This is a genomic window from Streptomyces sp. NBC_00525, from assembly GCF_036346595.1.
In the GTDB taxonomy this organism is placed as follows: Bacteria; Actinomycetota; Actinomycetes; order Streptomycetales; family Streptomycetaceae; genus Streptomyces.
Map to the genome: position 1 here is coordinate 206,118 of NZ_CP107835.1, position 21,550 is coordinate 227,667.

Annotated in this window: 17 protein-coding genes; 14 read left to right on the forward strand and 3 right to left on the reverse strand. The window is 72.6% G+C overall.

Going from position 1 to position 21,550, the window contains the following annotated elements; genetic code table 11:
* Positions 1-127: 127 nt before the first annotated feature.
* Positions 128-859, forward strand: coding sequence for a gamma-glutamyl-gamma-aminobutyrate hydrolase family protein (locus tag OG710_RS30785; RefSeq protein WP_330242555.1), 732 nt, complete (start codon positions 128-130; stop codon positions 857-859).
* Positions 860-960: 101 nt separating this feature from the next.
* Positions 961-2,505 (forward strand): alpha/beta fold hydrolase, encoded by a 1,545-nt coding sequence (locus OG710_RS30790; protein WP_330242556.1) that lies wholly within the window; start codon positions 961-963, stop codon positions 2,503-2,505.
* Positions 2,506-2,542: 37 nt separating this feature from the next.
* On the opposite strand, the gene OG710_RS30795 is transcribed toward OG710_RS30790, so the two are convergent.
* Positions 2,543-3,814 (reverse strand): MFS transporter, encoded by a 1,272-nt coding sequence (locus OG710_RS30795; RefSeq protein WP_330242557.1) that lies wholly within the window; start codon positions 3,812-3,814, stop codon positions 2,543-2,545.
* Positions 3,815-3,892: 78 nt separating this feature from the next.
* On the opposite strand from OG710_RS30795, the gene OG710_RS30800 reads away from it, so the two are divergent.
* Positions 3,893-5,170 (forward strand): ATP-grasp domain-containing protein, encoded by a 1,278-nt coding sequence (locus OG710_RS30800; RefSeq protein WP_330242558.1) that lies wholly within the window; start codon positions 3,893-3,895, stop codon positions 5,168-5,170.
* Here OG710_RS30800 and OG710_RS30805 read toward each other — a convergent pair.
* Positions 5,140-6,009 (reverse strand): phytanoyl-CoA dioxygenase family protein, encoded by an 870-nt coding sequence (locus OG710_RS30805; RefSeq protein ID WP_330242559.1) that lies wholly within the window; start codon positions 6,007-6,009, stop codon positions 5,140-5,142. The genes OG710_RS30800 and OG710_RS30805 overlap by 31 nt on opposite strands.
* Before the next feature lie 318 nt (positions 6,010-6,327).
* On the opposite strand from OG710_RS30805, the gene OG710_RS30810 reads away from it, so the two are divergent.
* The 9 genes from OG710_RS30810 to OG710_RS30850 all read left to right on the forward strand — a co-directional run bounded on the left by OG710_RS30810 (position 6,328) and on the right by OG710_RS30850 (position 17,881).
* Positions 6,328-7,695, forward strand: a complete 1,368-nt coding sequence (locus tag OG710_RS30810) for an SUMF1/EgtB/PvdO family nonheme iron enzyme (protein ID WP_330242560.1) — start codon at positions 6,328-6,330, stop codon at positions 7,693-7,695.
* The gene (locus OG710_RS30815; protein ID WP_330242561.1) at positions 7,695-9,104 is read left to right on the forward strand and encodes an MBL fold metallo-hydrolase; all 1,410 of its coding nucleotides are present in this window, start codon (positions 7,695-7,697) and stop codon (positions 9,102-9,104) included. The genes OG710_RS30810 and OG710_RS30815 overlap by 1 nt, the downstream gene beginning before the upstream one ends.
* On the forward strand, positions 9,101-10,105 hold the full coding sequence (locus OG710_RS30820) for an alpha/beta hydrolase-fold protein (protein WP_330242562.1): 1,005 nt from the start codon (positions 9,101-9,103) through the stop codon (positions 10,103-10,105). The genes OG710_RS30815 and OG710_RS30820 overlap by 4 nt, the downstream gene beginning before the upstream one ends.
* Positions 10,093-11,934 (forward strand): asparagine synthetase B family protein, encoded by a 1,842-nt coding sequence (locus OG710_RS30825; protein ID WP_330242563.1) that lies wholly within the window; start codon positions 10,093-10,095, stop codon positions 11,932-11,934. Before OG710_RS30820 ends, OG710_RS30825 begins: the two co-directional genes overlap by 13 nt.
* Positions 11,876-12,973, forward strand: coding sequence for a hypothetical protein (locus tag OG710_RS30830; RefSeq protein WP_330242564.1), 1,098 nt, complete (start codon positions 11,876-11,878; stop codon positions 12,971-12,973). Before OG710_RS30825 ends, OG710_RS30830 begins: the two co-directional genes overlap by 59 nt.
* Positions 12,970-14,373, forward strand: coding sequence for an aldehyde dehydrogenase family protein (locus tag OG710_RS30835; protein ID WP_330242565.1), 1,404 nt, complete (start codon positions 12,970-12,972; stop codon positions 14,371-14,373). Before OG710_RS30830 ends, OG710_RS30835 begins: the two co-directional genes overlap by 4 nt.
* Before the next feature lie 6 nt (positions 14,374-14,379).
* Positions 14,380-15,516 carry a threonine aldolase family protein gene (locus OG710_RS30840; RefSeq protein ID WP_330242566.1) on the forward strand — a complete coding sequence of 379 codons (1,137 nt, stop codon included), beginning with the start codon at positions 14,380-14,382 and terminating at the stop codon, positions 15,514-15,516.
* Complete coding sequence (locus OG710_RS30845) at positions 15,513-15,965, forward strand: pyridoxamine 5'-phosphate oxidase family protein (protein ID WP_330242567.1); 453 nt, start codon at positions 15,513-15,515, stop codon at positions 15,963-15,965. Before OG710_RS30840 ends, OG710_RS30845 begins: the two co-directional genes overlap by 4 nt.
* Before the next feature lie 164 nt (positions 15,966-16,129).
* Positions 16,130-17,881, forward strand: a complete 1,752-nt coding sequence (locus OG710_RS30850; protein ID WP_330242568.1) for an FAD-dependent monooxygenase — start codon at positions 16,130-16,132, stop codon at positions 17,879-17,881.
* Positions 17,882-18,052: 171 nt separating this feature from the next.
* Here OG710_RS30850 and hemG read toward each other — a convergent pair whose 3' ends face one another.
* Positions 18,053-19,534 (reverse strand): protoporphyrinogen oxidase, encoded by a 1,482-nt coding sequence (hemG, locus tag OG710_RS30855; protein WP_330242569.1) that lies wholly within the window; start codon positions 19,532-19,534, stop codon positions 18,053-18,055.
* 305 nt (positions 19,535-19,839) lie between these two features.
* Here hemG and OG710_RS30860 point away from each other — a divergent pair, with 305 nt between their 5' ends.
* Complete coding sequence (locus tag OG710_RS30860) at positions 19,840-20,568, forward strand: SDR family oxidoreductase (protein ID WP_330242570.1); 729 nt, start codon at positions 19,840-19,842, stop codon at positions 20,566-20,568.
* Between the two features lie 110 nt (positions 20,569-20,678).
* Positions 20,679-21,548: an NmrA/HSCARG family protein gene (locus tag OG710_RS30865; protein WP_330242571.1), complete on the forward strand. Its 870-nt coding sequence runs from the start codon at positions 20,679-20,681 to the stop codon at positions 21,546-21,548.
* The last annotated feature ends 2 nt before the right edge of the window (positions 21,549-21,550 follow it).

Sequence of the window (21,550 nt, forward strand, 5' to 3'; positions counted from 1 at the left end):
CGCTTCACCGGGACGGCTACGTTCATTTCCCCGGCGATCCTCCGCAGAAGCGGACGTTGCATCTGCCCAGCGGACATGGCATCTGCCTACTTTCCCCGGTCGAACCCGGAAATCCCTGAAGGTGGTTATGAATTCATTCGCGAACGTCCCGCCGAGCACCGGACGGCCGGTGATCGGAATTGTCGCGCGCACCGCTCCGGTCACCTTCCAGGGCGACGACATGGTCGTCGGCTTCGCGCTCCAGGCCCATCTGGCCTTCCTGGCCGCGGCGGACTGCACGCCCGTGCTGCTCCCGCTGCTGCCCGGCGTCGAGGCCATGGCGGACCGGATCGACGGCCTGCTGGTGCCGGGCGGCCCCGACATCGATCCGGCGCTGTACGGCCAGGACCCGCACCCGGGCACACGGGCGGCGACCCCGGACGCCGACCGCGCCGAACTGGCCCTGATCCGGGCGGTACTCGACGCCGAGCTGCCCGTACTGGGCATCTGCCGGGGCATGCAGCTGCTCAACGTGCTGCACGGCGGCACCCTGCACCAGCACCTGCCGGAGATCACCGGCCACGACGGGCACCGCCCGGACACCCCGTCCTTCACCCTCGGCCCCCACCCGCTGCGGCTGGAACCGGGCAGCCAGGTCGCCGGCGTCATCGACGAGGAAGCACCCATGACGGCCTGCCACCACCACCAGGCCGTCGACCGGCTCGGCGACGGGCTCGTCGCCACCGGCCGGGCCGCGGACGGCACCGTCGAGGCCATCGAGGTCAAGGACCGCCCCTTCGCCATCGGCGTGCAGTGGGAAGCGGGATTCACCCCCGACCAACGCCTTCATCACGCACTCGTGCGCGCCGCCCGACGCTGACCGCGTTTCTCGGACAAATTCCGTCGGCTCCAGCGGATTTCGAGTGGCTTGAAAGACCCCGTTGCCACGATGTGCGCGCCGTGCATCCAGAAGGAGAATCCATGAAAAAGCTCGCGTCGGTCACTGCGGTGATCGTGATCGGCCTGTCGGGTCCGGCCGTCAGCCCCGTGGCGGCGGCCGAGGGGACCGCCACGCCCGCATCGGCGGGAACCATCGCCTGGGCGCCGTGTCCCGAGAACGACCCGAACCTCGGCCCGATGCTCAAGGGCCTGGAGTGCGGTGAGGTGGAGGTCCCGCTCGACTACGCCGATCCCGACGGCCGGAAGATCGCGCTGGCGCTGACCCGCGCCAAGCACACCGTCGCCGACGCCCAGTACAAGGGTGTCGTCCTGCTGCACCGCGGCCAGTGGCCCGGTCCGATCAGCCGCGACATGCCCACCCGGTACGCCAAGGGCACCACCGGCCTCGCGTCGGACGTCGGCGCCGCCTACGACTGGATCGGCTTCGACCCGCGCGGCGTCGGGGCCAGCGAGCCGTCGATCGTCTGCGACCCGGCCTACATCGACCCGCTGCTGCCCGCCCCCGTGCCGAAGACGGCCGCGGCCGAGCAGAGCTCCGTGGCCAGGGCCCAGGCGTACGCCGACAGCTGCGGCGACAAGTACGGCGACGTGCTCGACCACTTCACCACCTCGGACTCCGCCCGCGACCTCGACCGGATGCGGATCGCGCTGGGCCAGGAGAAGATCAACTACTACGGCATCGACTGGGGCGGCTACCTCGGCTCGGTCTACGCGACGATGTACCCGACCCGGGTGAAGCGCATGGTGCTCGACAGCGTGCCCAGCCCCAGCGGCGTCGGCTACCAGAACCAGATGGCCAAGAGCCTCACGTCCGAGCACAACGCCAAGCTCTTCTTCGCCTGGGTGGCCAAGTACGACTCCGTCTACCACCTGGGCACCACCGCCGGCGCGGTCGAGGCGAAGTACTACCAGGCCCTGGAGTCCCTGCGCACCGCGCCGGTCGACGGCAAGATCGGGCCGGGCGAGTGGACGAACGTCTTCGAGCAGGTCGTCTACCGCAGCTGGACCTGGACGAGCCGCGCGAAGATACTCTCCGACTTCGTGGTGAACGACGACGCCACGGCGCTGCGCGCAGACTCCCCGACCCCGGGCTTCCCGCAGCAGAACCGCGTCGCCATGACCAACGCGGTCAACTGCACCGACGGCCCGTGGCCGAAGAGCTGGAACGTGTGGAGCGCCACCCTCGCCGGCCAGTACGCCGCCGGGAACCACCTCGTGACCTGGAGCAACGGCTGGTACAGCGCGCCCTGCGCCTTCTGGCCGGCGCAGGCCAAGGCCGCGGCCCCGGTCGGCAACAGCAGCGCCGACATCCTGCTGGTGCAGCCGCAGTACGACGGTGCGCACGGGATGTTCGGGGCCCTCGACATGCGGGTCCGCTTCCCCAACTCCCGCCTGATCGTGGAGCTGGGCGGCCACAACGTCGGCTCGGCGCTGTCGGCGAACAACAACGCCTGCCTCAACACCTATGTCAGCGACTATCTGAGGGACGGCACGCGCCCCACCTCGTGGTGGGGCATCGACGCCACCTGCCAGGCACCCGCGGACCCGGTTCCGCCCACCGCCTGACCCACCGCCTGACCCACCGCCGCCGGGCCCCGCACGATCACCGTGCGGGGCCCGCCGCGCGTTTGCCCCGTACCCCCGCGTGCGCCCGTGCGCGCCACGCGGCCGTACGCCGAGGGCCCTGCCGGGTGGTCGCGGTCGCGGCGGTGACCAGGACCGTGACGGCCGCGACCACCAGGGCGGCGGGCAGCGGGCCCGCGAGGTCGGCCAGCGCGCCCATCACGAGGATGGACACCGCCACACCGGACGGCAGCAGGGTGGCCCGCAGCGTCACCACCGACGGAAGCTCCTCGTCGGACGCCGAGGCGAGCAGCCGGTTGTTGTAGTGGACGAACGCCATCTCGAAGAGCACCAGGAACAGCGCGTACAGCACGATCGTCGGCACCGTCCGGCCGACCGCCACCGCCAGCAGCAACGGCGCCATGGGCAGCAGCGTCCAGGTGGTCGAGGGCACCCCCGCCAGATACCGCTGGGCGGGCAGCGCGGCGAGCGAGCCGGCGAAGATGGCGACCGCCGACACCGCGACGAACACCCCCACCAGGCGCGTCCCGCCACCCAGCAGATGGAGCGGGATCACGGTCACGGCCACCGTGTGGAAGCCCTGCCAGAACGCCACCAGGAGGAAACGGGCGAAGAGCCGGCGCACCACCGGGTCCTCGACGCGCAGCCGCGTGCGGGCCCCGGCGTCCGCGCCCGCCGGCGAACCCGCGTCCTTCCCGGCACCGGCACCGGCCACGGCTGCGGGGGACGACGGCAGCGCCCAGGCGAGGAGCGCCGAGAGCGCGAGCACGGCGGCGTTCACGAGGAACAGGCCGCGCAGCGACAGGACCGAAGCGGCCGGCCCCGCCAGCGCCGCCCCTATGCTGAGACCGGTCAGCTTGCAGATCTCCGCGACGGTGTTGGCCTGGTCGAGCCGCTGCGCCGGGACGGTGTTGCGCAGGACCACCGACGTGGCCGAGCGGGTGACCGCCTCGAAGAACCCGCGCACGACCACCAGACAGACGGCCGCCACCAGGAGCGCCCGCCCCGGCACCACCAGCGCGGCCGCGGTCACCAGCAGGCTCGCCGCCTCGGCCAGCCGGACGAGGCCCTCCGGGGCGTACCGGCTGAGCAGCCGGTTGAGCGGGGCGGCCAGCAGCAGCGCCGGTAACCACGGCGCACTGAGCACGGCCCCCGCGAGAAGTCCCGAACCGGTCGCCGACCCCACACGCGTGGACAGGGCCACGAGAACCAGGAAACTGCCACAGGTATTGACGAACAGCAGCGCGGGCGTGAAATGTGGCGAGCGAATACTCGCGAAATATGATGTCATCGTTCCATCCTTCCAGGATCGGAGGATGGCAGAGCTGAACGAATTTCGTCGAGCGGGGCCACTGTCTATGTTGAGCCTATGACAGCAGACAATCAGAACAGCCCGTGCATTGTGATGGTCGACGCCTACGCGGCGGCCCGTTCGCTCGTTCTGGAATTCCTGAAGCAGGGATGTTCCGTCGTACGCGTGCAGAGCACGCCCGAGGTCCCGTTCGTCTACCGTACGGCGCCGTACGTTCCGGACGACTTCATCGCCTCCCTCGTTCACGACGGGGATCTCGCGGCCACGGCGGAAGCCGTCGCGACGTACGAGCCGGCCGCGGTGATCGCGGGCGGGGAGATCGGGGTGGAATTCGCGGACCTGCTCGCGGAGCGGCTCGGCCTGCCGGGCAACGGCACCGCCCTCAGCGCCGCGCGCCGCGACAAGCACCTCATGGTCGAGACCGTGCGCGCCGCCGGGCTCCGCGCGGCCCGCCAGCTGCGGGTCAGCGACGCGGACGAACTCGCCGCCTGGCACCGGGAGCTGGGCGGCCGCGTCGTCCTCAAACCGCTGCGGAGCGCCGGCAGCCAGGGGGTGTCCTTCTGCGACACCCCGCAGGAGTCCGTCGCCGCGTTCCTCGCCCTCTCCGGCGCCGACGACGTCTTCTCCCAGCGCAACGACGGGGCCGTGGCCCAGGAGTACCTTCCGGGCACCGAGTACATGGTCAACACCGTCAGCAGCGGCGGCCGCCACCACCTGTGCGACGTGTGGCGCACCACCCGCGTCAGCGCCAACGGCGTGGTCGACCTCTGCGACGCCCTCCTGCTGACCGACGCGCGGGAACGGGTCGTGGAACCGCTCAGGGAATACGCCTTCCAGGTCCTGGACGCCCTCGGCATCCAGTACGGCCCGGCCCACGTCGAGGTCAGGATGACCCCCGGCGGACCGTGCCTGGTGGAGGTCGGCGCCCGGATAGCCGGCGGCGGCATCCCGGCCGGGGCCGGCCTCGGCATCGGCGCCTCGCAGCTGGACTGGACGGTCGACGCCTACCTGCGCCCCGAGCGCTTCCACGCCCGCGCCGGGACCCCGTACGAGGTGCGCAGGTACTGCGCGATCGCCGGCATGGTCTCACCGGTGACGGGCGTGCTCGCCGAGTACCGCGGGATCGAGGAGATCGAGCGGCTGGAGAGCTTCCACGCCCTGTCGGTCTCGGTGGAGCCCGGCGGGGAGATCGGGCGGACGGTCGACGACCTCACCTACCCGGTCGTCGTGACGCTGCTGCACGACCTCGAAGAGGTCGTGCAGCGCGACCTGAACACGATCCGCCACCTCGACGGCACCGGGTTCTACGCCCTCGCCCTCGGGGCGGCCGCCTGAGCCCGCCGTTCGACCGGGGAATTTCCGCAGTCGAACGCCGCCCCCGCGGGCACGGCCGGCTCCCACCGCGTCCAGGACGGGCGCGGCACCCGGTAGACGAAGCTGACGGCGGTACGGGGCTCCGCCTCCGTCGTGTTGGGCGCCGAGCGGTGCACCACCATGCCGTCGAACATGACGGCCGAACCGGGTTCGAGCGGCACGGCGACCGGTTCGGCCGCCCGCACGAGGTGCGCGTCCGCGATGTGCGGCTCCACCGCCTTCGCCAGCGGTGCCTCACCCGGCAGCCGCTCCCGGTCCCCGCTGTGCGGGAACAGCCCGAGCGTGTGGGAGCCGGGGACGAACTCCAGACAGCCGTTGCGCGTGGTCGCCGGTTCCAGCGCGATCCAGATCGTGACGATGCCGTGCTCCCGGGTGTCGAAGCCGGGCGGCGCGAAGGCCATGTCCTGGTGCCAGGGCTTGGCCGAGCCGACGACGGGCGGCTTCGCCCACAGGAACGCGTTGACCAGCTCGCCCGGCACGCCGCCGGCACACCGGGCGACCGGGCCCCGCGCCAGGCGCAGCGAGCGCTGCACGGCGTCGAACTCCGGGACGTGGTGGTGGATGCGGTCGACCGACCGCAGCACGCCCTTGATGGCGCCGCCCCCCTCCTGCCAGGCCGCCCAGCCGCCGGCGCCGGCCGCCTCCAGGATGAACTCGCCGCCGGAGGCCGTGCGGTCGGCGGCCAGCTCCTCGATCCGGCCGACCGCACGCCGGAGCCGGTCGAGCGCGTCGCCCGCCGCGAGCCCCGGAAGCCGTACGAAACCCTTCTCCCGTATATCCCGGGAAGCGGTGTCAAGCATTTCTTCCTCCTTATTTTTTGAACGCCATGATCGAATTGAACTCCCCCGTAGGTTATCGAAAACCGCCCTTTTCCAAGTTCACTCTTGCGGTGCATACCGGGGCCTGCGTTAGTGTTTGTGACGTGAGGACGAGAGGTCGGAAAAGACCTCCTCGTGTCCCCTATGGAGAAGGGAGGGAAAAATGAGCGACCGTGACTTCATCGAGACCCGTGACGCCAAGCAGGAGTGCTCCAAGTGGTAATCCACTGAGCCGCGAGTCAGCCGCCCGTACGGGAAGGATTCCGTACGGGCGGCTCGTCGTACGAGAGAGGGAGAGAGATGGTAGGAAATCAGGTTTCAGACGTCATCGACATTCCCGCCGACCTGCTGGTGATCGACGATTCCACCGATGCCCGCTACTGGGCGTCGGTGCAGCGCGTCGTCGACCTGGCCGGGGAGAAGGGGCGCGGCCCCGACGGGATACCGCTCCTGGTGAGCCTCGTGGTCGCCCACCCCGAGTGGCCGGTGCGCGCCGGCGCGGTACGCCTGCTCGCCGCCCACCACGCGGGCGACCCCACCGCCGACACCGCGGTTGCCTCCGCGACGCACGACACCGTCGACTGGGTCGCCTTCACCGCGCTCAAGGTCATCACGGAGCACCGGATCTCCGCCGCGGTTCCCGACCTCATCCGCATCTCCGGCTGGCCCAGCAACTTCACCCGCCCCGACTGGGCGCGCAAGCCCGTCGGCTGCGGCGCGGCGCTCACCAAGCGCGCCCTGATCGCCATCTTCGGCACCCGCGACCCCGCCGAACTGCGCCGCCTGGAGGACGAGTACTTCACCGAGATGCGGGCCCGCGTCGACGCCGTCCGCACCCGCCCCCGGCGCAACGACGACGTCGTCCTGGTGCCGGGCGGCCCGGCCATCATCGGCGCCGACGAGCAGCCCGACGCCTTCCGCATGGCCCAGGACGACACCACGCTGCGCGCGGTGGACGTACCCGCCTTCCACATCGACCGCACCACCGTGACCAACGCCCGCTACCGCGAGTTCCTCGAAGACGTCGGCGACTCCGACGCGTTCGACCACCCCGACCAGCCGCTCGGCGGATCGCACCGCCCGGCGCACTGGCACGACCCGCGCTTCAACGCGCCCGGCCTCCCGGTCGTGGGCATCGACTGGTACGACGCCCACGCCTTCGCGAAGTGGGCCGGCGGCGCGCTGCCCAGCGAGGTCCAGTGGGAGAAGGCCGCGCGCGGCGTGGACGGCCGCCGCTTCCCGTGGGGCGACGACTGGGACCCGGCACGGGTGAACTACGTCGAGCGCTCGTTCGGCCGGGCCGTGGCCGACCTCGACTCCCTCGAAGCGCTCCTCGTCACCATCGAACAGGGCGAGAACCCCGCCGTCCCGGTGCTGGCCGCGGACGCCCTGCCGGACGGCGCCAGCCCGTACGGCGTCCTGCAGATGTCGGGCAACGTCTGGGAGCTGACCCGGACCAACTTCTACACCGGCGAGGACATGGACCCCTTCTTCCGGGGGCGCCACCCGCTGGACTTCATGAACCGCAAGGACGCCTTCCACGTGCTGCGCGGCGGCACCTTCACCTCGCCGCCCGCCTGCCTCACCACGTTCTACCGGGGCAAGGACCTGATCACCGACCGCCACATGGAGGTCGGCTTCCGCTGCGTGTACGAGGAGCGGAGCTGATGCGCCTGACCTCGCTCGGCCACGCCTGCGTCCTCATCGAGACCGGCACGGAACGCATCCTCTTCGACCCGTGGCTCACCCAGCGCCTGGACCGCTTCTGGGAACACCACCCGCCGCTGCCGGGCGACCTGGTCCGCGAGGTGCTCGACGAGGGCGTCGACTACGTGGTGCTCAGTCACCACCACTACGACCACCACCACTTCCCCTCCCTGCTCGGCCTGGTCGACGGCGCCGACGTCGACTTCGACGACAGCCCGCGCCAGAGCTCCGAGGTCACCTGCGTCTACCCCGCGGGCCCGGTGCCGCCGACGCTGACCGCCTCGGGTCTCGGCCACCAGGCGATCTCCTGGACGCTGCGCCGCTTCGGCTTCGAGCGCCTGCGCCCCGTCACGCCGGGCGACACGATCACCACCCCGGGCGGCACCGTCCTGCGGACCTTCCCCTCGGCCGTGTCGTTCCCCGAGATGAGCGTGCTGGTGCGGACCGCCGACGCGTCCGTGATGCTCTGCGGCGACGCGCTCCTGCACGACGACACCGTCGCCGCCTTCCAGCGCGCCGACGCGCCCGGGGTCGACGCCCTGTTCGTCCCCGCGCACAGCATCTCGCCGCCCGGCGTGCTCACCGAACGCCGCCCGCTGACCGACGCCGACGCGATCCGGGACCGCGCCGTCGCGAACTTCGACCGGTACCTCGCCTCGATCCCCGCGACCGTGACCGTCCCCTCCTCGTTCGGCTGGCGCATCAGCGGCGAGGACGGGCACGACTACGCCTGGTGCAACAGGACGATGTTCCCCTTCACCCCGGCCCAGGCCCTGGACCGCCTCGCGGAACTCGGCCGCGACGGCCTGCTGTGGGGCCCCGGCCAGGTCATGGAGGTGGCGCACGGCAAGGCCGCCCTGACCGACGGACCGATGGCGCCCAACGCGTACGACTTCGACGAGGTCTACGCCGGGATCACCCTCGACCCGGCCACCCCCGTACCGCCGTTCGACGCCTCCCGCGACCGCTACGGCCGCCAGACCCGCGACGCCGAGGACATGCTCCGCGAACTGCTGGAGCGGCTCGTGGCGACCGACTACTGGTACCGGGCACTGGACGACGGCGCCGGACGCCACGTCGTCTCCCTGTACGAGGACGAGGGCACCGAGACCTCCTTCCTGCTGGACCCGGTCGCGGACCGGGTGACCCGGCTCGGCCCCGGCCCCGCCCACGGCCATGCCACCGGCGCCGAGGGCTGGACCGAAATGGCGGCGAGCACCCTGGAGGCCATGCTCGGCGCCGACCTCCTGTTCGGCAGCTCCTACGCCCTGTGGGCCAGCAACGGCGTACTGCTCTCCGCGGTCTTCCACCACCCGTCCTTCTACACGCGCCACGTGGAGCGCGCGCTGCGGGAGGCGAACGAGGCATGAGCGACCCGCTCGTCCTCGACCACGAGAGCGCGGTGCTCCGCGGCAACCCGCTCGGCGACCCCTCCCGCCGCCGCATCGAGGTGCACCTGCCGCCCGGCTACGACGGCGTGCGGCGCTTCCCGGTCGTGTACTGGCTGCCCGGCTTCGGCGCCCACCCCGGCCTCGCCGGGAAGGCCCTCGCCTTCGGCTCGTCCGTCGCCGACCGCCTCCGCCGGGCGATGACGGACGGCCGCGTACCGCCCGCGCTGCTCGTCGTGCCCGACTGCACGACCGCCTACGGCGGCTCGCAGTACATCGACTCGGCGGCCTGCGGCCCCTACGCCGGCTACCTGGCCGAGGTCGTCGCCGAGATCGACCGGCGGTTCGCGACCCGGCCGCAGCCGGCGTGGCGCGCCGTCGGCGGGAAGTCCAGCGGCGGCTACGGCGCGCTCGTCGCGGGCATGACCTCCGAGCTGTTCGGGGCGGTGATCGCCTGCTCGCCCGACGCCGGGTTCGAGCACAGCTATCTGCCGCTGCTGCCCCGGACCCTCGACACCGTCGGCGCGGCCGGCGGCATCGACGCGCTCCTCGCCCGCCGCGACAGCGGCCCGCACGACGTGCCCTTCATGGTCGCCATGAGCATCATCGCGATGGGTATGTGCTACGCCGACGACCCCCGCACCACCGCGTCGGACGCACTGCCCTGCGACCCGGAGACGGGACTGTTCCGCGACGAGGTGTGGCGGCGATGGCTCGACCACGACCCGGTACGGATGCTCCCCGCGTACGCCGGCCGGCTCGCCGGAGCCGGCCTGCTGCACCTGAGCGTCGGCCGGCGCGACGAGTACGGCATGCACTGGGGCGTCCGTGCGCTGCACGCGGCCCTCGACGGCCACCGGGTGCCGCACGTCTACCTGGAACACGAGGGCGGCCACCAGGGCATCGAGCACGTCTACACCGAGGCTCTGGCGGCGCTGTGGAAGCTGTGGCGGGAACCGGAGGGTGACGTATGTGCGGCATAGCGGGCTTCATCAGCTTCGAAGGACGGCGCGATCCCGACTGGCTGGCGGCGCTGGGCCGGACCATGACCGAGGCCATGGCCCACCGGGGCGAGGCGGCCTGCGCGCCGTACGTCTCGCCCTGCGGCACCGTCATGCTGTGCGCGACCCGGCTGGCCGTGCGCGACCGCAGCCACGCCGGCGACCAGCCGATGACCGACCCCACGGGCCGCGTCGTGCTGGTGCACAACGGCGAGGTCTTCGGCTCCCGGTCGCCCGCGCCGCCGCTGTGGCCGCGCCGCACCACCTGCGACACAGAGTTCGTCCTCCAGGAGGTCTGCCGCGAGCCCGACCCGGCCGCCGCGCTCCGGCCGCTGGACGGCATGTTCGCACTCGCCTGGCACGACACCTGGACCGGACGCGTGGTGCTGGCCCGCGACCACTTCGGCGTGAAGCCGCTGTACTACGCCTTCACCGACGCCGGACTGCTCTTCGCATCGGAGCAGGGGGTGCTGCTCAGCACCGGCCTCGTCACCCCCGAGGTGGACCGCGAGGAGTTCCTGCTGCGCTCCTGGATCAGGATGGACGCAGCCGACGACCACACCTGGCTGCGCGGCGTCGAGGCGCTGCCGCCCGCCGAATACCTCGTCATCGACCGGCCCCGCACCGCCAGACACCGCTACTGGCACCCCGGCGCGGTGGACGGCACGGTCGAGCCCGAGGAGATCCGGGCCGCCTTCGACCGGGCGATCACCCAGCGGTCCGTGTCCGACGTACCCAGGGCCGCCGTGCTCAGCGGCGGCGTCGACAGCACCGCGATCGTCGCGGGCCTGACCGGCCTGGGGCTGCCCGTCGACACGTACGTACTGCGCTACCAGGACGGCATCGGCGGCTCCGGCGACGACGTCGCGCACGCCACCGAGGCCGCCGGGCGCCTGGGCGTGCCGCTGACCGTCTGCGACCTCGGCCGCGACGCCGCCGTCGACCTGCTGCCGGTCCTGCCGACCCGGCTGATGCGGCCGCTGCTGCACGGCGCCGAACTGGCGATGCACCAGCTCTACCGGGCCATCGCCGCAGACGGCAAGGTCGTCGTCTACTCCGGCCACGGGGCCGACGAGTTCTGGGGCTACCAGGCCGGCAAGTACTTCCCCATCGTCGACCCCTACGCGCCCACGTTCATCCACGGACGCGACTACCTGACCCGCCGGCTGCACGCCGACGAACGCCCGGTCTGGTCCCGGCTCGTCGAGTGGATGGCCCATGAACTCGACATCGACATGTCTACGGTGACCGACATGGTGTGGGAACGCACCATGGCCGAGTACCGGGCGCTCAAGACGGCATCGCCGCTCAAACGCGGCAGGCACCACCTGATGCGGCGCTTCCTCGTCTACGTCAACGACATGGTGGACGCGACCTCGTCGACCTTCACCCTGGAGGACCGGCCCGTCTTCCAGGACGTCACCCTCGCCGAGCTGGCCTTCCGCTGCCCCGAACACCTGAAGGACTCCAACCAGCCCGGCACCCACAAGGGGCTGCTGAAGGCGGCGCTCACCGATCTGCTGCCCGCATCGGTCCGGGCCCGCCGCAAACAGGGCTTCCCGACCCCCGCCGACCCCGGCTACGTCCGCCAGGTCGCCGGTCTGGCCGACGGGCTCGGCACCCCCTTCGGGCTGCCCCGGCCGCCGGCCGCGCTCCGCGCCGAGCTGGGCGTCGGCGAATGGATGTTCCTTGCCTCGACCTCCGCCTGGCTCGACCACCTCACGGAGATCCGAACCCACCCGAGGAGTCACGGTGAGCAATCCCGTCCCGCACTGGAGCTGGCACGTCCTGGACAGCGCGGCAGCGCTTGACCCGGTACCGCCCGCGATCGTGGAGGAAGCCGCCCAGGACTGGTGCAACTTCGTGCTGTGGCGGCCGTCCGAGCTGCCCGCCGGCTGCGACACCAGCACCGGAACGATCCGGCGCGAGGCCCCGCCCGGACGCGTCGAGGCCCAGGGCCGCAGCCCGTGGAGCGACGCCAACCCGGCCGGCTACCGCACCGAGATCTCCGGCGGCGGCCGGCGGCTGAGGCTGAAGCAGTTCCTGTACGACTGGGCCTTCCCCGCCGCCGACCACCCGTGCCTGTGGGGCAGCGAGGCCCAGGCCCACGAGATCGGCGGCGGCCGGGTCGTCTGGCTCGGCACCGACTACCTCAGCCACCGGGCCGCCAGCGCCCGGCTGGCCCGCACCACCGTCGAACTCTCCGTACTGGAGGGCGAGTTCACCGACGACGAACTGGTCGCGCTCTTCGCCGCACTGCGCCCGGCCGCCCCCGAGGCCGTGGCACGGGTCCTCGCCACCCCGTTCTCCGAACTGAGCTACTGGGCCCGGCACCCCGCCGAGACGGTGTCCGTGCCCACCGGCCCCTACTCCTTCCACCGGCGCGGACCCGGACACGAGGGCGACTGGGTCGCGCCGGCGGAGCTCACCGCCTTCCTCACCGGGCAGGGGATGCCGGTGTCGGTCGGCGACTACCGCGCCGACAGCGCCGCGACCTTCGGCGACGGCACCGCCGTACGCGAACTGGACGTCGTCTACGCCTCGGCGTCCGGCGGCGAACTGCGCCTGACGGCCCAGCGCACCGGAGGCGGGCGCCTGGAGTTCCCGCCGCAGCGCGACAAGCACCCCGCCACCGAGGAGCTGCTCGACCTCGGCGGCCGCCCGCTGTACCTGGCCTACCGTGACGCCGGCGCCGGAGCCTGCGACGCCTGGTGGCAGCACCCCGACGGCTACGAACTCAGGCTGCTCGGCAGCTCCGGCACGGACCTGGGCCGGGACGCCTTCGTCCGCCTGCTCACCGAGCTGGACACCCGGCTGCGACCGGGCGGGCGCGCCGGGACGCCGGGATGACCGAGCCGGGACGCGCGATCCTCGACCCCGCGACGGGACAGGCCGTCGCCCACGTACCGGACACGCCCGGACCCGGCGTCACCGACGCCGTGGACCGGGCCGCCGCGGCGTTCCACGACGGCTGGGCCGACACCTCCCCGGCCCACCGCTCCGCCCTCCTGCGCGAACTCGCCGGCCTGCTGCGCGAGGACCACGACACCCTCGCCGAACTGGAACGGCGCAACGCGGGCAAGCCCGCGGCGCGCGCCGCCGGAGAGGTCGCGTTCGCCGCACAGGTGGTCGACTGGTTCGCGGCCGCCGCCCGGTACCCGGTGGGCGAGACCCACCCCACCGCCCCCGGCATGCGCACCTACACCGACCGGGTGCCGGTCGGGGTGTGCGCCGCCATCGCCCCGAACAACTACCCGCTCCTGCTGGCCGTCTGGAAGATCGCCGCGGCGCTCGCGTACGGCAACACCGTCGTCGTCAAACCGGCGCCCGAGACCCCCCTGTCCACCCGCCGGCTGGTCGAACGCGCCACCGAGGTGCTGCCCGAAGGCGTACTCACCGCCGTCTACGGCGGCGCCGGCACCGGACGCCTGCTGTGCGACCACCCGGCCGTGGGGATGGTCTCCTTCACCGGCTCCACGGCCGCCGGACGCGACGTGGCCCGGCGCTGCGCCGACGGCCTCAAACCCGTTTCCCTGGAACTCGGCGGCAAGAACCCCGTCGTCGTCTTCCGCGACGCCGACCTCGACGAGGCCGCCCGCGCCGTCGTCACCGGCTTCACCGGCAACACCGGCCAGGTGTGCGTGGCCGCCACCCGCCTGATCGTCGACCGCGCCGTGCACGCCGAGTTCGTCGCCCGCGTCGCCGAACGGGCCGCCGCCCTGCGCGTCGGCCCGCCGCAGGACCCCGCCACCGACCTCGGCCCGCTGATCAGCCGGGCGGCCGTCGACCGGGCGGCCGCGGCCGTCGACGAGGCCGAACTCCGGGGGGCGAAGGTCATCGTGCCGCCCGGCCGCACCGGCCTGCGCCACGAACTCGGCGGCGGCTTCTTCGCGGACCCGGTCGTCCTGGACGGAACCCCGCCCGACTGCCGCGCCTGGCGCGAGGAGCTCTTCGCCCCGGTGCTGTCCGTGGCGGCGTTCGACACCGAAACCGAGGCCCTGGCCCTCGCCCACGACACGGCGTACGGCCTGTCGGCCTCCGTGTGGACCTCCGACGCCCATCGCGCCGAGCGCTTCGCCCGCGCCCTGCGCGCCGGCATGGTCTGGGTCAACACCTGGGGCGACACCGAGGAGACGGTCAGCGTTTCCGGGATGGGCCAGTCCGGCTACGGCCGCGAGCTGGGCCTCCACGCGGTGGAGGGCTACACCAGGCCCCGCGCCGTCTGGGTGGCCCACCGGGCACGGGGGTAGCGCCCCATGGCCCGGACCGACCCGCCCCGGCTCGACTTCCGCAGCGACACCCGCACGCTCCCGGACGCCCGGATGCGCGCGGCGACGGCCGCCGCCGACGTCGGGGACGACGTGTACGGGGACGACCCCACGGTCGCCCTCCTCGAAGCACGGGTGGCCGAACTGCTCGGCACCGGGGCCGCGCTGCTCACCCCCACCAGCACCATGGCGAACCTGCTCGCCCCGCTCGCCGCCGCCGGAGCACCGGGATCGCACGCGCCGGGACCGCACGCGCCGCGCCTCGTCGTCGGTGCGGACACCCACATGGCCTTCCTCGAAGCGGACGGGCTGCGCCGCTTCACCGGGGCCGAACTGCTGACGGTCCCGCAGCGCCCCGGCGGCCTGCCCGACCTCGCCGCCGTCGAAGCACTGCTCGCCACCGGCGGCGGCCGGCCCACCGTGGTCTGCCTGGAGAACACGAGCATGCTGCACTCGGGCAACGCCCTGGACGCCGGGGCGACCCGGACCCTGGCCGACCTCGCCCACCGCCACGGCGCCCACGTCCACCTCGACGGCGCCCGGCTCGCGAACGCGGCCGTCGCGCTCGGGGTGCGCCCCGCAGAGCTGGCGGAGCCCGCGGACAGCGTCACCTTCTCGGTCTCCAAGGGCCTCGGCGCACCGGTGGGCGGGCTGCTGTGCGGCACCCCCGAGTACATCGCGCGCGCCCGCGAACTGAGGGCGGCGCTGGGCGGCGCCATGCACCAGGCGGGTGTCGTGGCGGCACCGGCCCTCGTCGCGCTGGAACGCCTGCCCGAGCTGGCGGCCGACCACGCGACGGCCGCCGCGCTCGCCGCCGGGCTCGCCGGACTGCCCGGTGTCGAGGTGATGCGCGCACCGCACCCGACCAACATGGTCATGGCCCGCGCCGCCGGGCTGACCGCGGAGGAATGCGCCGCCCGCCTCGCCGCCCTGGGCGTGCGTGTGCTGCCCCTGCCGGGCGGCTTCGTGCGCTTCGCTGTGCACCGGGCACACGACATGATCGGTGTGCGTGCCGCTGTCAGGGCGCTGGCGGCGGTCGCCGCCGGCGCGCCGGGGGCCCGTACGACCACCGAAGGAGACCTTCCCGGACGGGAGTTCTCCACGACATCGACGGAGGAAGCATGACGACCGTGGCACCGCGTGGGCTCGAGGAACGGTTGGGCGACACTCGTAAGAAGCTGGAGAACGACATCGATGTCTGGGTCGCGTCGGCGGGCGGCCCCGGCGCCCCCTACCTCGTCCCGCTCTCCTTCCTCTGGGACGGGACGGCCGTCCTCGTCTCGACCCCGCGCGATTCCGTCACCGGCCGCAACCTGCTGGCGGACGGCCGGGTGCGCCTCGCCCTCGGCCCCACCCGCGACGTCGTGATCATCGACGGCGACGCGGAGCCGGTGGACACCGCCGAGCTGGGCGCGACGGCCGACGCGTTCGCGGCCAAGACCGGCTTCGACCCGCGCGAACTCGACCAGCCCTACCAGTACTTCCGCGTACGGCCCCGGCGCATCCAGGCATGGCGCGAGGCCAACGAGCTGTCCGGACGCACGCTGATGAAGGACGGCGCCTGGCTGGGCTGAACACCGGGGAACCCCTGCGGGCGCCCCCGTCCCGGAGCATGTGGTCGGCCGGTCACCCGCGTGACCGGCCGGCGGCGTTCCGGAGTCCAGCCGTCCTTGACCAGGGTTACGGATGACGTTGTCAGGCTGGACGGAAAAGCCATCTGAATCCTGGAAGGGCGAACATGACGTCTATCGAGGTTCCGGTCCTGATCGTGGGCGGCGGCGGCTGCGGGCTGTCCGCCTCCGTCTTTCTCGCCGACCAGGGCGTCGACCACCTGCTGGTGGAGCGGCACACGGACACGTCGAGGGTGCCGAAGGCGCACTACCTCAACCAGCGCACGATGGAGATCTTCCGGCAGCACGGACTCCGCGACGACGTCCTCGCCGAGGCCGCGCCGCTGGACAAGTTCGGCAAGGTGCGCTGGGCGACCACGTTCGCCGGTGACGGGCCGCTGGACGCCCGCCGGATCCATGAGATGGACGCCTTCGGCGGTGGCGAACTGACGGAGCGCTACGGGGCGGCCGGGCCCGAACTGCCCGCCAAGCTGCCGCAGATGTGGCTGGAGCCGATCCTGCGCCGGCACGCCGAGGAGCGCAGTCCGGGCCGCGTCCTCTTCGGCCACGAGGTCATCGACTTCTCCGACGAGGGCGACCACGTCCTCGCCGTGATCCGCAACGTCGAGACCGCCGAGATCACCACGGTCAAGGCGAAGTACCTCCTCGGCGCCGACGGCGGCCGCTACGTCGGCTCCAAGGTCGGCATCGAGATGCAGGGCCCGCCCAGCAACGTCAACACCACCACCGTGTACTTCTCCGCCGACCTCTCGCCGTGGTGGGAGGAGGGCACGCTGATCACGCACTACCTCAGCCCGGAGGACCCGGACCTCTCCGTCAACCTCATCGAGATGGGGCCCAGCTGGGGCAAGGACTGCGAGCAGTGGGGCCTGCACATGGCCCCCGGCCCGGCCGGCCGCTGGACCAACGAGACGGTCGTCGACCGCATCCGCGAAGTGCTGAAGGTGCCGGACCTGGAAGTGACCGTGCACAAGGTCACGGACTGGATCGTCAACGCGATCCTCGCCGACAAGTACAAGGTCGGCCGGGTGCTCATCGCCGGCGACGCCGCGCACAAGCAGCCGCCCGCCGTGGGCCTCGGCCTCAACACCGGCATCCAGGACGCGCACAACATCGCCTGGAAGCTGGCCGCGGTGCTCAACGGCAGCGCGCCCGAGAGCCTGATCGACACCTACGAGGCCGAGCGCCGGCCCGTGGGCCGCGAGAACGTCGACTGGGCGGTCTCCGCCGCCCAGCACCACCAGGCGGTCATCGACGCCATCGGCGGCGGCCACAACATCCCGGCGGGGCGGCGCGGCCAGCGCCTGGCGGCGTACTTCGACCCGTCCCCGCTCGGTGACACCGTGCGCGCGCGGGCCCTGGAGATCTTCCACACCCACCGCGGCGGCTGCCAGTCCTTCGACATGGAGATCGGCTTCGCCTACGAGGCGGGCGCGGTCGTCCCCGACGGCACCGAGCGCCCGGCCCGCGTCCCCATGCGCGACGAGCACATACCGACCTCGCGCCCCGGCCACCGGCTGCCGCACGCCTGGATCACCCGCGACGGCGAGCGCCTGTCCACCCTCGACCTGACGGGCCGGACCGGCTTCACGCTGATCACCGGCCCGGAGGGGACGGCGTGGAGCGAGGCGGCCGCGCGCGTGGCGGAGAAGTTCTCGCTCCAGCTCGACGTGGTCGCGATCGGCGAGGGCGCCGAGTACGCCGACACGGACGGCGGGTGGGAGGCCGTACGGCAGATCAGCGGCGCGGGCGCCCTGCTGATCCGCCCCGACCAGCACGTGGCCTGGCGCAGCACCGGCGCCGGACAGGACGCCGAGCAGGCGCTGACGGAGGTCTTCGCCACCATCCTGGACCGCTGACGCGGACGGACAGCGACAGAGATCCGGCCGGCGATCCGATCGCCGGCCGGATCTCTCGTTGCCCCGGCGGCCGGGCGTCCGCGGCCGTGCCCGTACACAGCGCTTCGCCCCGCCGGGCTGACGCTCGGCGGGGCGAAGACGGGGCGAAGCAGTGGCCGGAGGGGAGTGTGGTCACACCCCGGCCGCGACCGCGGAGGCGGTCGCCGCCTTCTTGGCGAAGGGGAGGATCTGGTCGACGGCCCGGCGCGACGTCATCATGCAGACGCCGACGCCCACACCGTCGTACACCGCACCGCACACCGCGAGGCCGGGCTGGGCCGCGACGGCCTCCCGGATCTGCCGCACCCGCTCCACATGGCCGACGTTGTACTGCGGCAGGGCGTTCTCCCAGCGGCTCACGCGGGACGCCACCGGGACCCCGGACACTCCGGTGGCCTCGGCCAGCTCGGCCGTCGCCAGCGCGACCAGTTCGGCGTCGTCGAGCTGGAGCAGGTGCTCCTCGCCGAACCGTCCCAGCGAACAGCGCACGATCTCCACGTCGCTCGCCAGGTGCGGCCACTTCACCGTGGTGAACGTGACCTCCTTGACGGCCTTGCCCTCCTCCGCCGGCACCCGGTAGCCGGCGTAGCCGCGGCCCGAGAGCCCGCCGGGGAACGCCGTGCGCGGGTAGGCGAGCGTCACCATGGCCACGCTGGAGTACGGCACCTCGGCGAGCGCCGAGACGGCGGCCGACGTGCCCGGAATCCCGGAGAGCAGGCTGCCCGTCGGGCCGGCCGGGGTGGCGATGACGACCGCGTCGGCGTCGATGACCTCCTGGTCGCCGGCCGGTCCCACGGTCAGCTGCCAGCGCTCGCCCTTGCGCGTCAGGTCCCGCACGGGGGCCCCGGTGCGCAGCTCCGTGTCCGGCGCGGCGTCCAGCACCTGCTGGATGATCGCCGCCGGCAGCGTGCCGAAGCCGCCCTTCAGCGTGGCGACGCTCACCGGCGGGGGCTTCTCGCCCTCCTTCAGGGGCGGCACCAGCGAGCCGGCCGCGTCCGCGAGCGAGATGTGGTCGCGGGAGGCCCGCGCCAGCGGGGTCAGGGTCGCCTCGAACGAGAGGTCCGAGGCGTGCCCCGCGAACACACCGGCGAGGAACGGCTCGACGAGACGGTCCACGACCTCCTGGCCGAACCGCCCGCCGACGTAGGACGCGACCGAGATGTCGCCCTCCAGGTCGAACGAGGGCAGCACGAGGTCCTGCTGGGCGCGCTCCACGCCCGCGGCGGACAGCACCCCGGACCGCGCCAGGTCGTCCATGTCGCAGGGCACGCCCATGAACTGACGGTCGGGCTGGTGCCTGATCGTGCCGCCGGTCCAGATCGCCGACGCGGTGACGGGGCCGGCCGACATGATCTGCTCGCCGAGCCCGGCCTCCTTGATCAGGCCGGTGGTCTTCTTGCGGTTGGCGTACAGCGACTCGGCGCCCTCGTCGACCGCGACTCCCGCCACGTCGGACACCAGCAGCTTTCCGCCCAGCCGGGACGAGGCCTCCAAGAGCGTCACGCGCACCGGCTCGTTCCGCAGGTGAAACGCGGCCGCCAGCCCGGAGATCCCGCCACCGACGATGACCACGTGAGGCTTGCCGCTCGCCCGAGCCTGTTCGCTCCCAGTCATTCCACCAGCTCCTTCATGGTTACGGTGTCGTCAGGCCCGTATCGGCACCGAGACAGGCCTGGGCAGTCTGGCCGAGCGCCCCGGACCCCGGCTGGAGGGCGCCTCGAAAGCGGATCGGCCCGACACGGCCGCCCGCCGTCCCGCTGTTCGACCGCGGAAATTCCGCATTTGAACACGACGGTTCGACGGCACCATCGAAGGTGCCCGGTCATTTGCGTTTCGCACCGTGAACATATTGATTCGTTGATCGAGAACCGGGCGCGTTCCAGAGGCAGAGGGACCTGGACCTCACGAAAGGGAAAAACGTGCCGTTCGAGAAGGTCGCGCTCATCACGGGCGCCAACAAGGGCATCGGATTCGCCATCGCGCGGCAACTCGGGGAACAGCGGATCACCGTGCTCGTCGGCGCCCGCGACGAGGTACTCGGCAAGCAGGCCGCCGCCACCCTGGCGGACGAGGGCATCACGGCCGTGCCGGTCCGGCTCGACGTGACGGACCCGGCCTCCGTGGCGGAGGCGGGCCGCGAGATCGAGCGGCGGTTCGGGCGCCTGGACATCCTGGTGAACAACGCCGGCATCGCGGGCGGCTTCACCGGTACACCCGGCGAGGCGACCGCCGCCGATCTGCGCGAGGTCTACGAGACCAACGTGTTCGGGGTGGTCACCGTGACCCACACGATGCTGCCGCTGCTGCGCCGTTCCCCGGCCGGACGCATCGTCAACCTGTCCAGCCACGTGGCCTCGCTGACCCTGTCCTCGGCACCGGCCGGCCCGCTGGCGAGCCTCAACATGATCGCCTACCAGTCCTCGAAGACCGCGCTGAACGCGGTGACGCTCGCGTACGCGAAGGAGCTGCGGGACACCCCGGTCAAGGTCAACGCCGCGCTCCCCGGAGTGGTGGCGACCGACATCAACGGCAACCGCGGATACCGGTCGCCCGCCGAGGGCGCGGGGATCGCCGTCCGGCTCGCCACCCTGGACGAGGACGGCCCCACGGGCCAGTGCCTGTCCGACGACGGCCCCGTCCCCTGGTAGCGCCCGACACCCCCCCCACCAGGCCCCCGGGGGGACCCGGCCGTTCGCGGCCATCACACCTGACAGCCGGCCGGGCGAGACCCGGCGGGCACACGACATGGAGGCAGACAGTGGCGGTTGCACAGACGATCCTGGTGACAGGCGGCACCGGCCGGCAGGGCGGGTCGGTCGCCCGCGACCTGCTGCGGCGCGGCTTCTCCGTACGTGCCCTGGTCCGCGACCCGCAGAAGGAGCAGGCGCGGGCACTGGAGGAGGCCGGAGCGGTCCTCGTCCGCGGCGACATGGACGACGAGGCGTCGCTCGCGGCGGCCACCGAGGGCGCGTACGGCGTCTTCAGCGTGCAGACCTTCCGCGGCCCCGGCGGCGTCGAGGCCGAGATCCGCCAGGGCAGGGCGGTGGCCGACGCGGCGGTGAAGGCCGGCGTGCGGCACTTCGTCTACAGCTCCGTCGGCGGCGCGGACCGGGACACCCGCGTGCCGCACTTCGAGAGCAAGCTGGTCGGCGAGCGGTACCTGGCCACGCTCGACCTGCCGGCCACCGTGCTGCGGCCGGCGATGTTCCACGACATCCTCCTCGACATCGCCCCGCGCGTCAGGAACGACGAGCTCGTCCTGGCCATGTGGCTCGACCCCGCGACCTCGGTGCAGGTCATCGCGCCCAGCGACATCGGCGCCTTCGCGGCGGACGCCTTCGAGAACCCGGCGGAATGGATCGGCCGGACCGTCGACATCGCGGGCGACGAGCTGACCGGGCCCCAGATGGCCGCCGCCTTCGAGGCCGTCTCCGGTATCCCGACCCGCTTCCAGCAGCTGCCCATCGAGCCGCTGCGCGCCGGCCGCCCCGACCTCGCCAACATGTTCGACTGGTTCGAGCGTGACGGCTTCCAGGCCGACCTGACCGAACTGCGGAAGAAGCGGCCGAACCTGGTCTCGGTCGAGGAGTGGCTGAAGGACAACTGGACCGCGCCGGCGATCGGCTGACA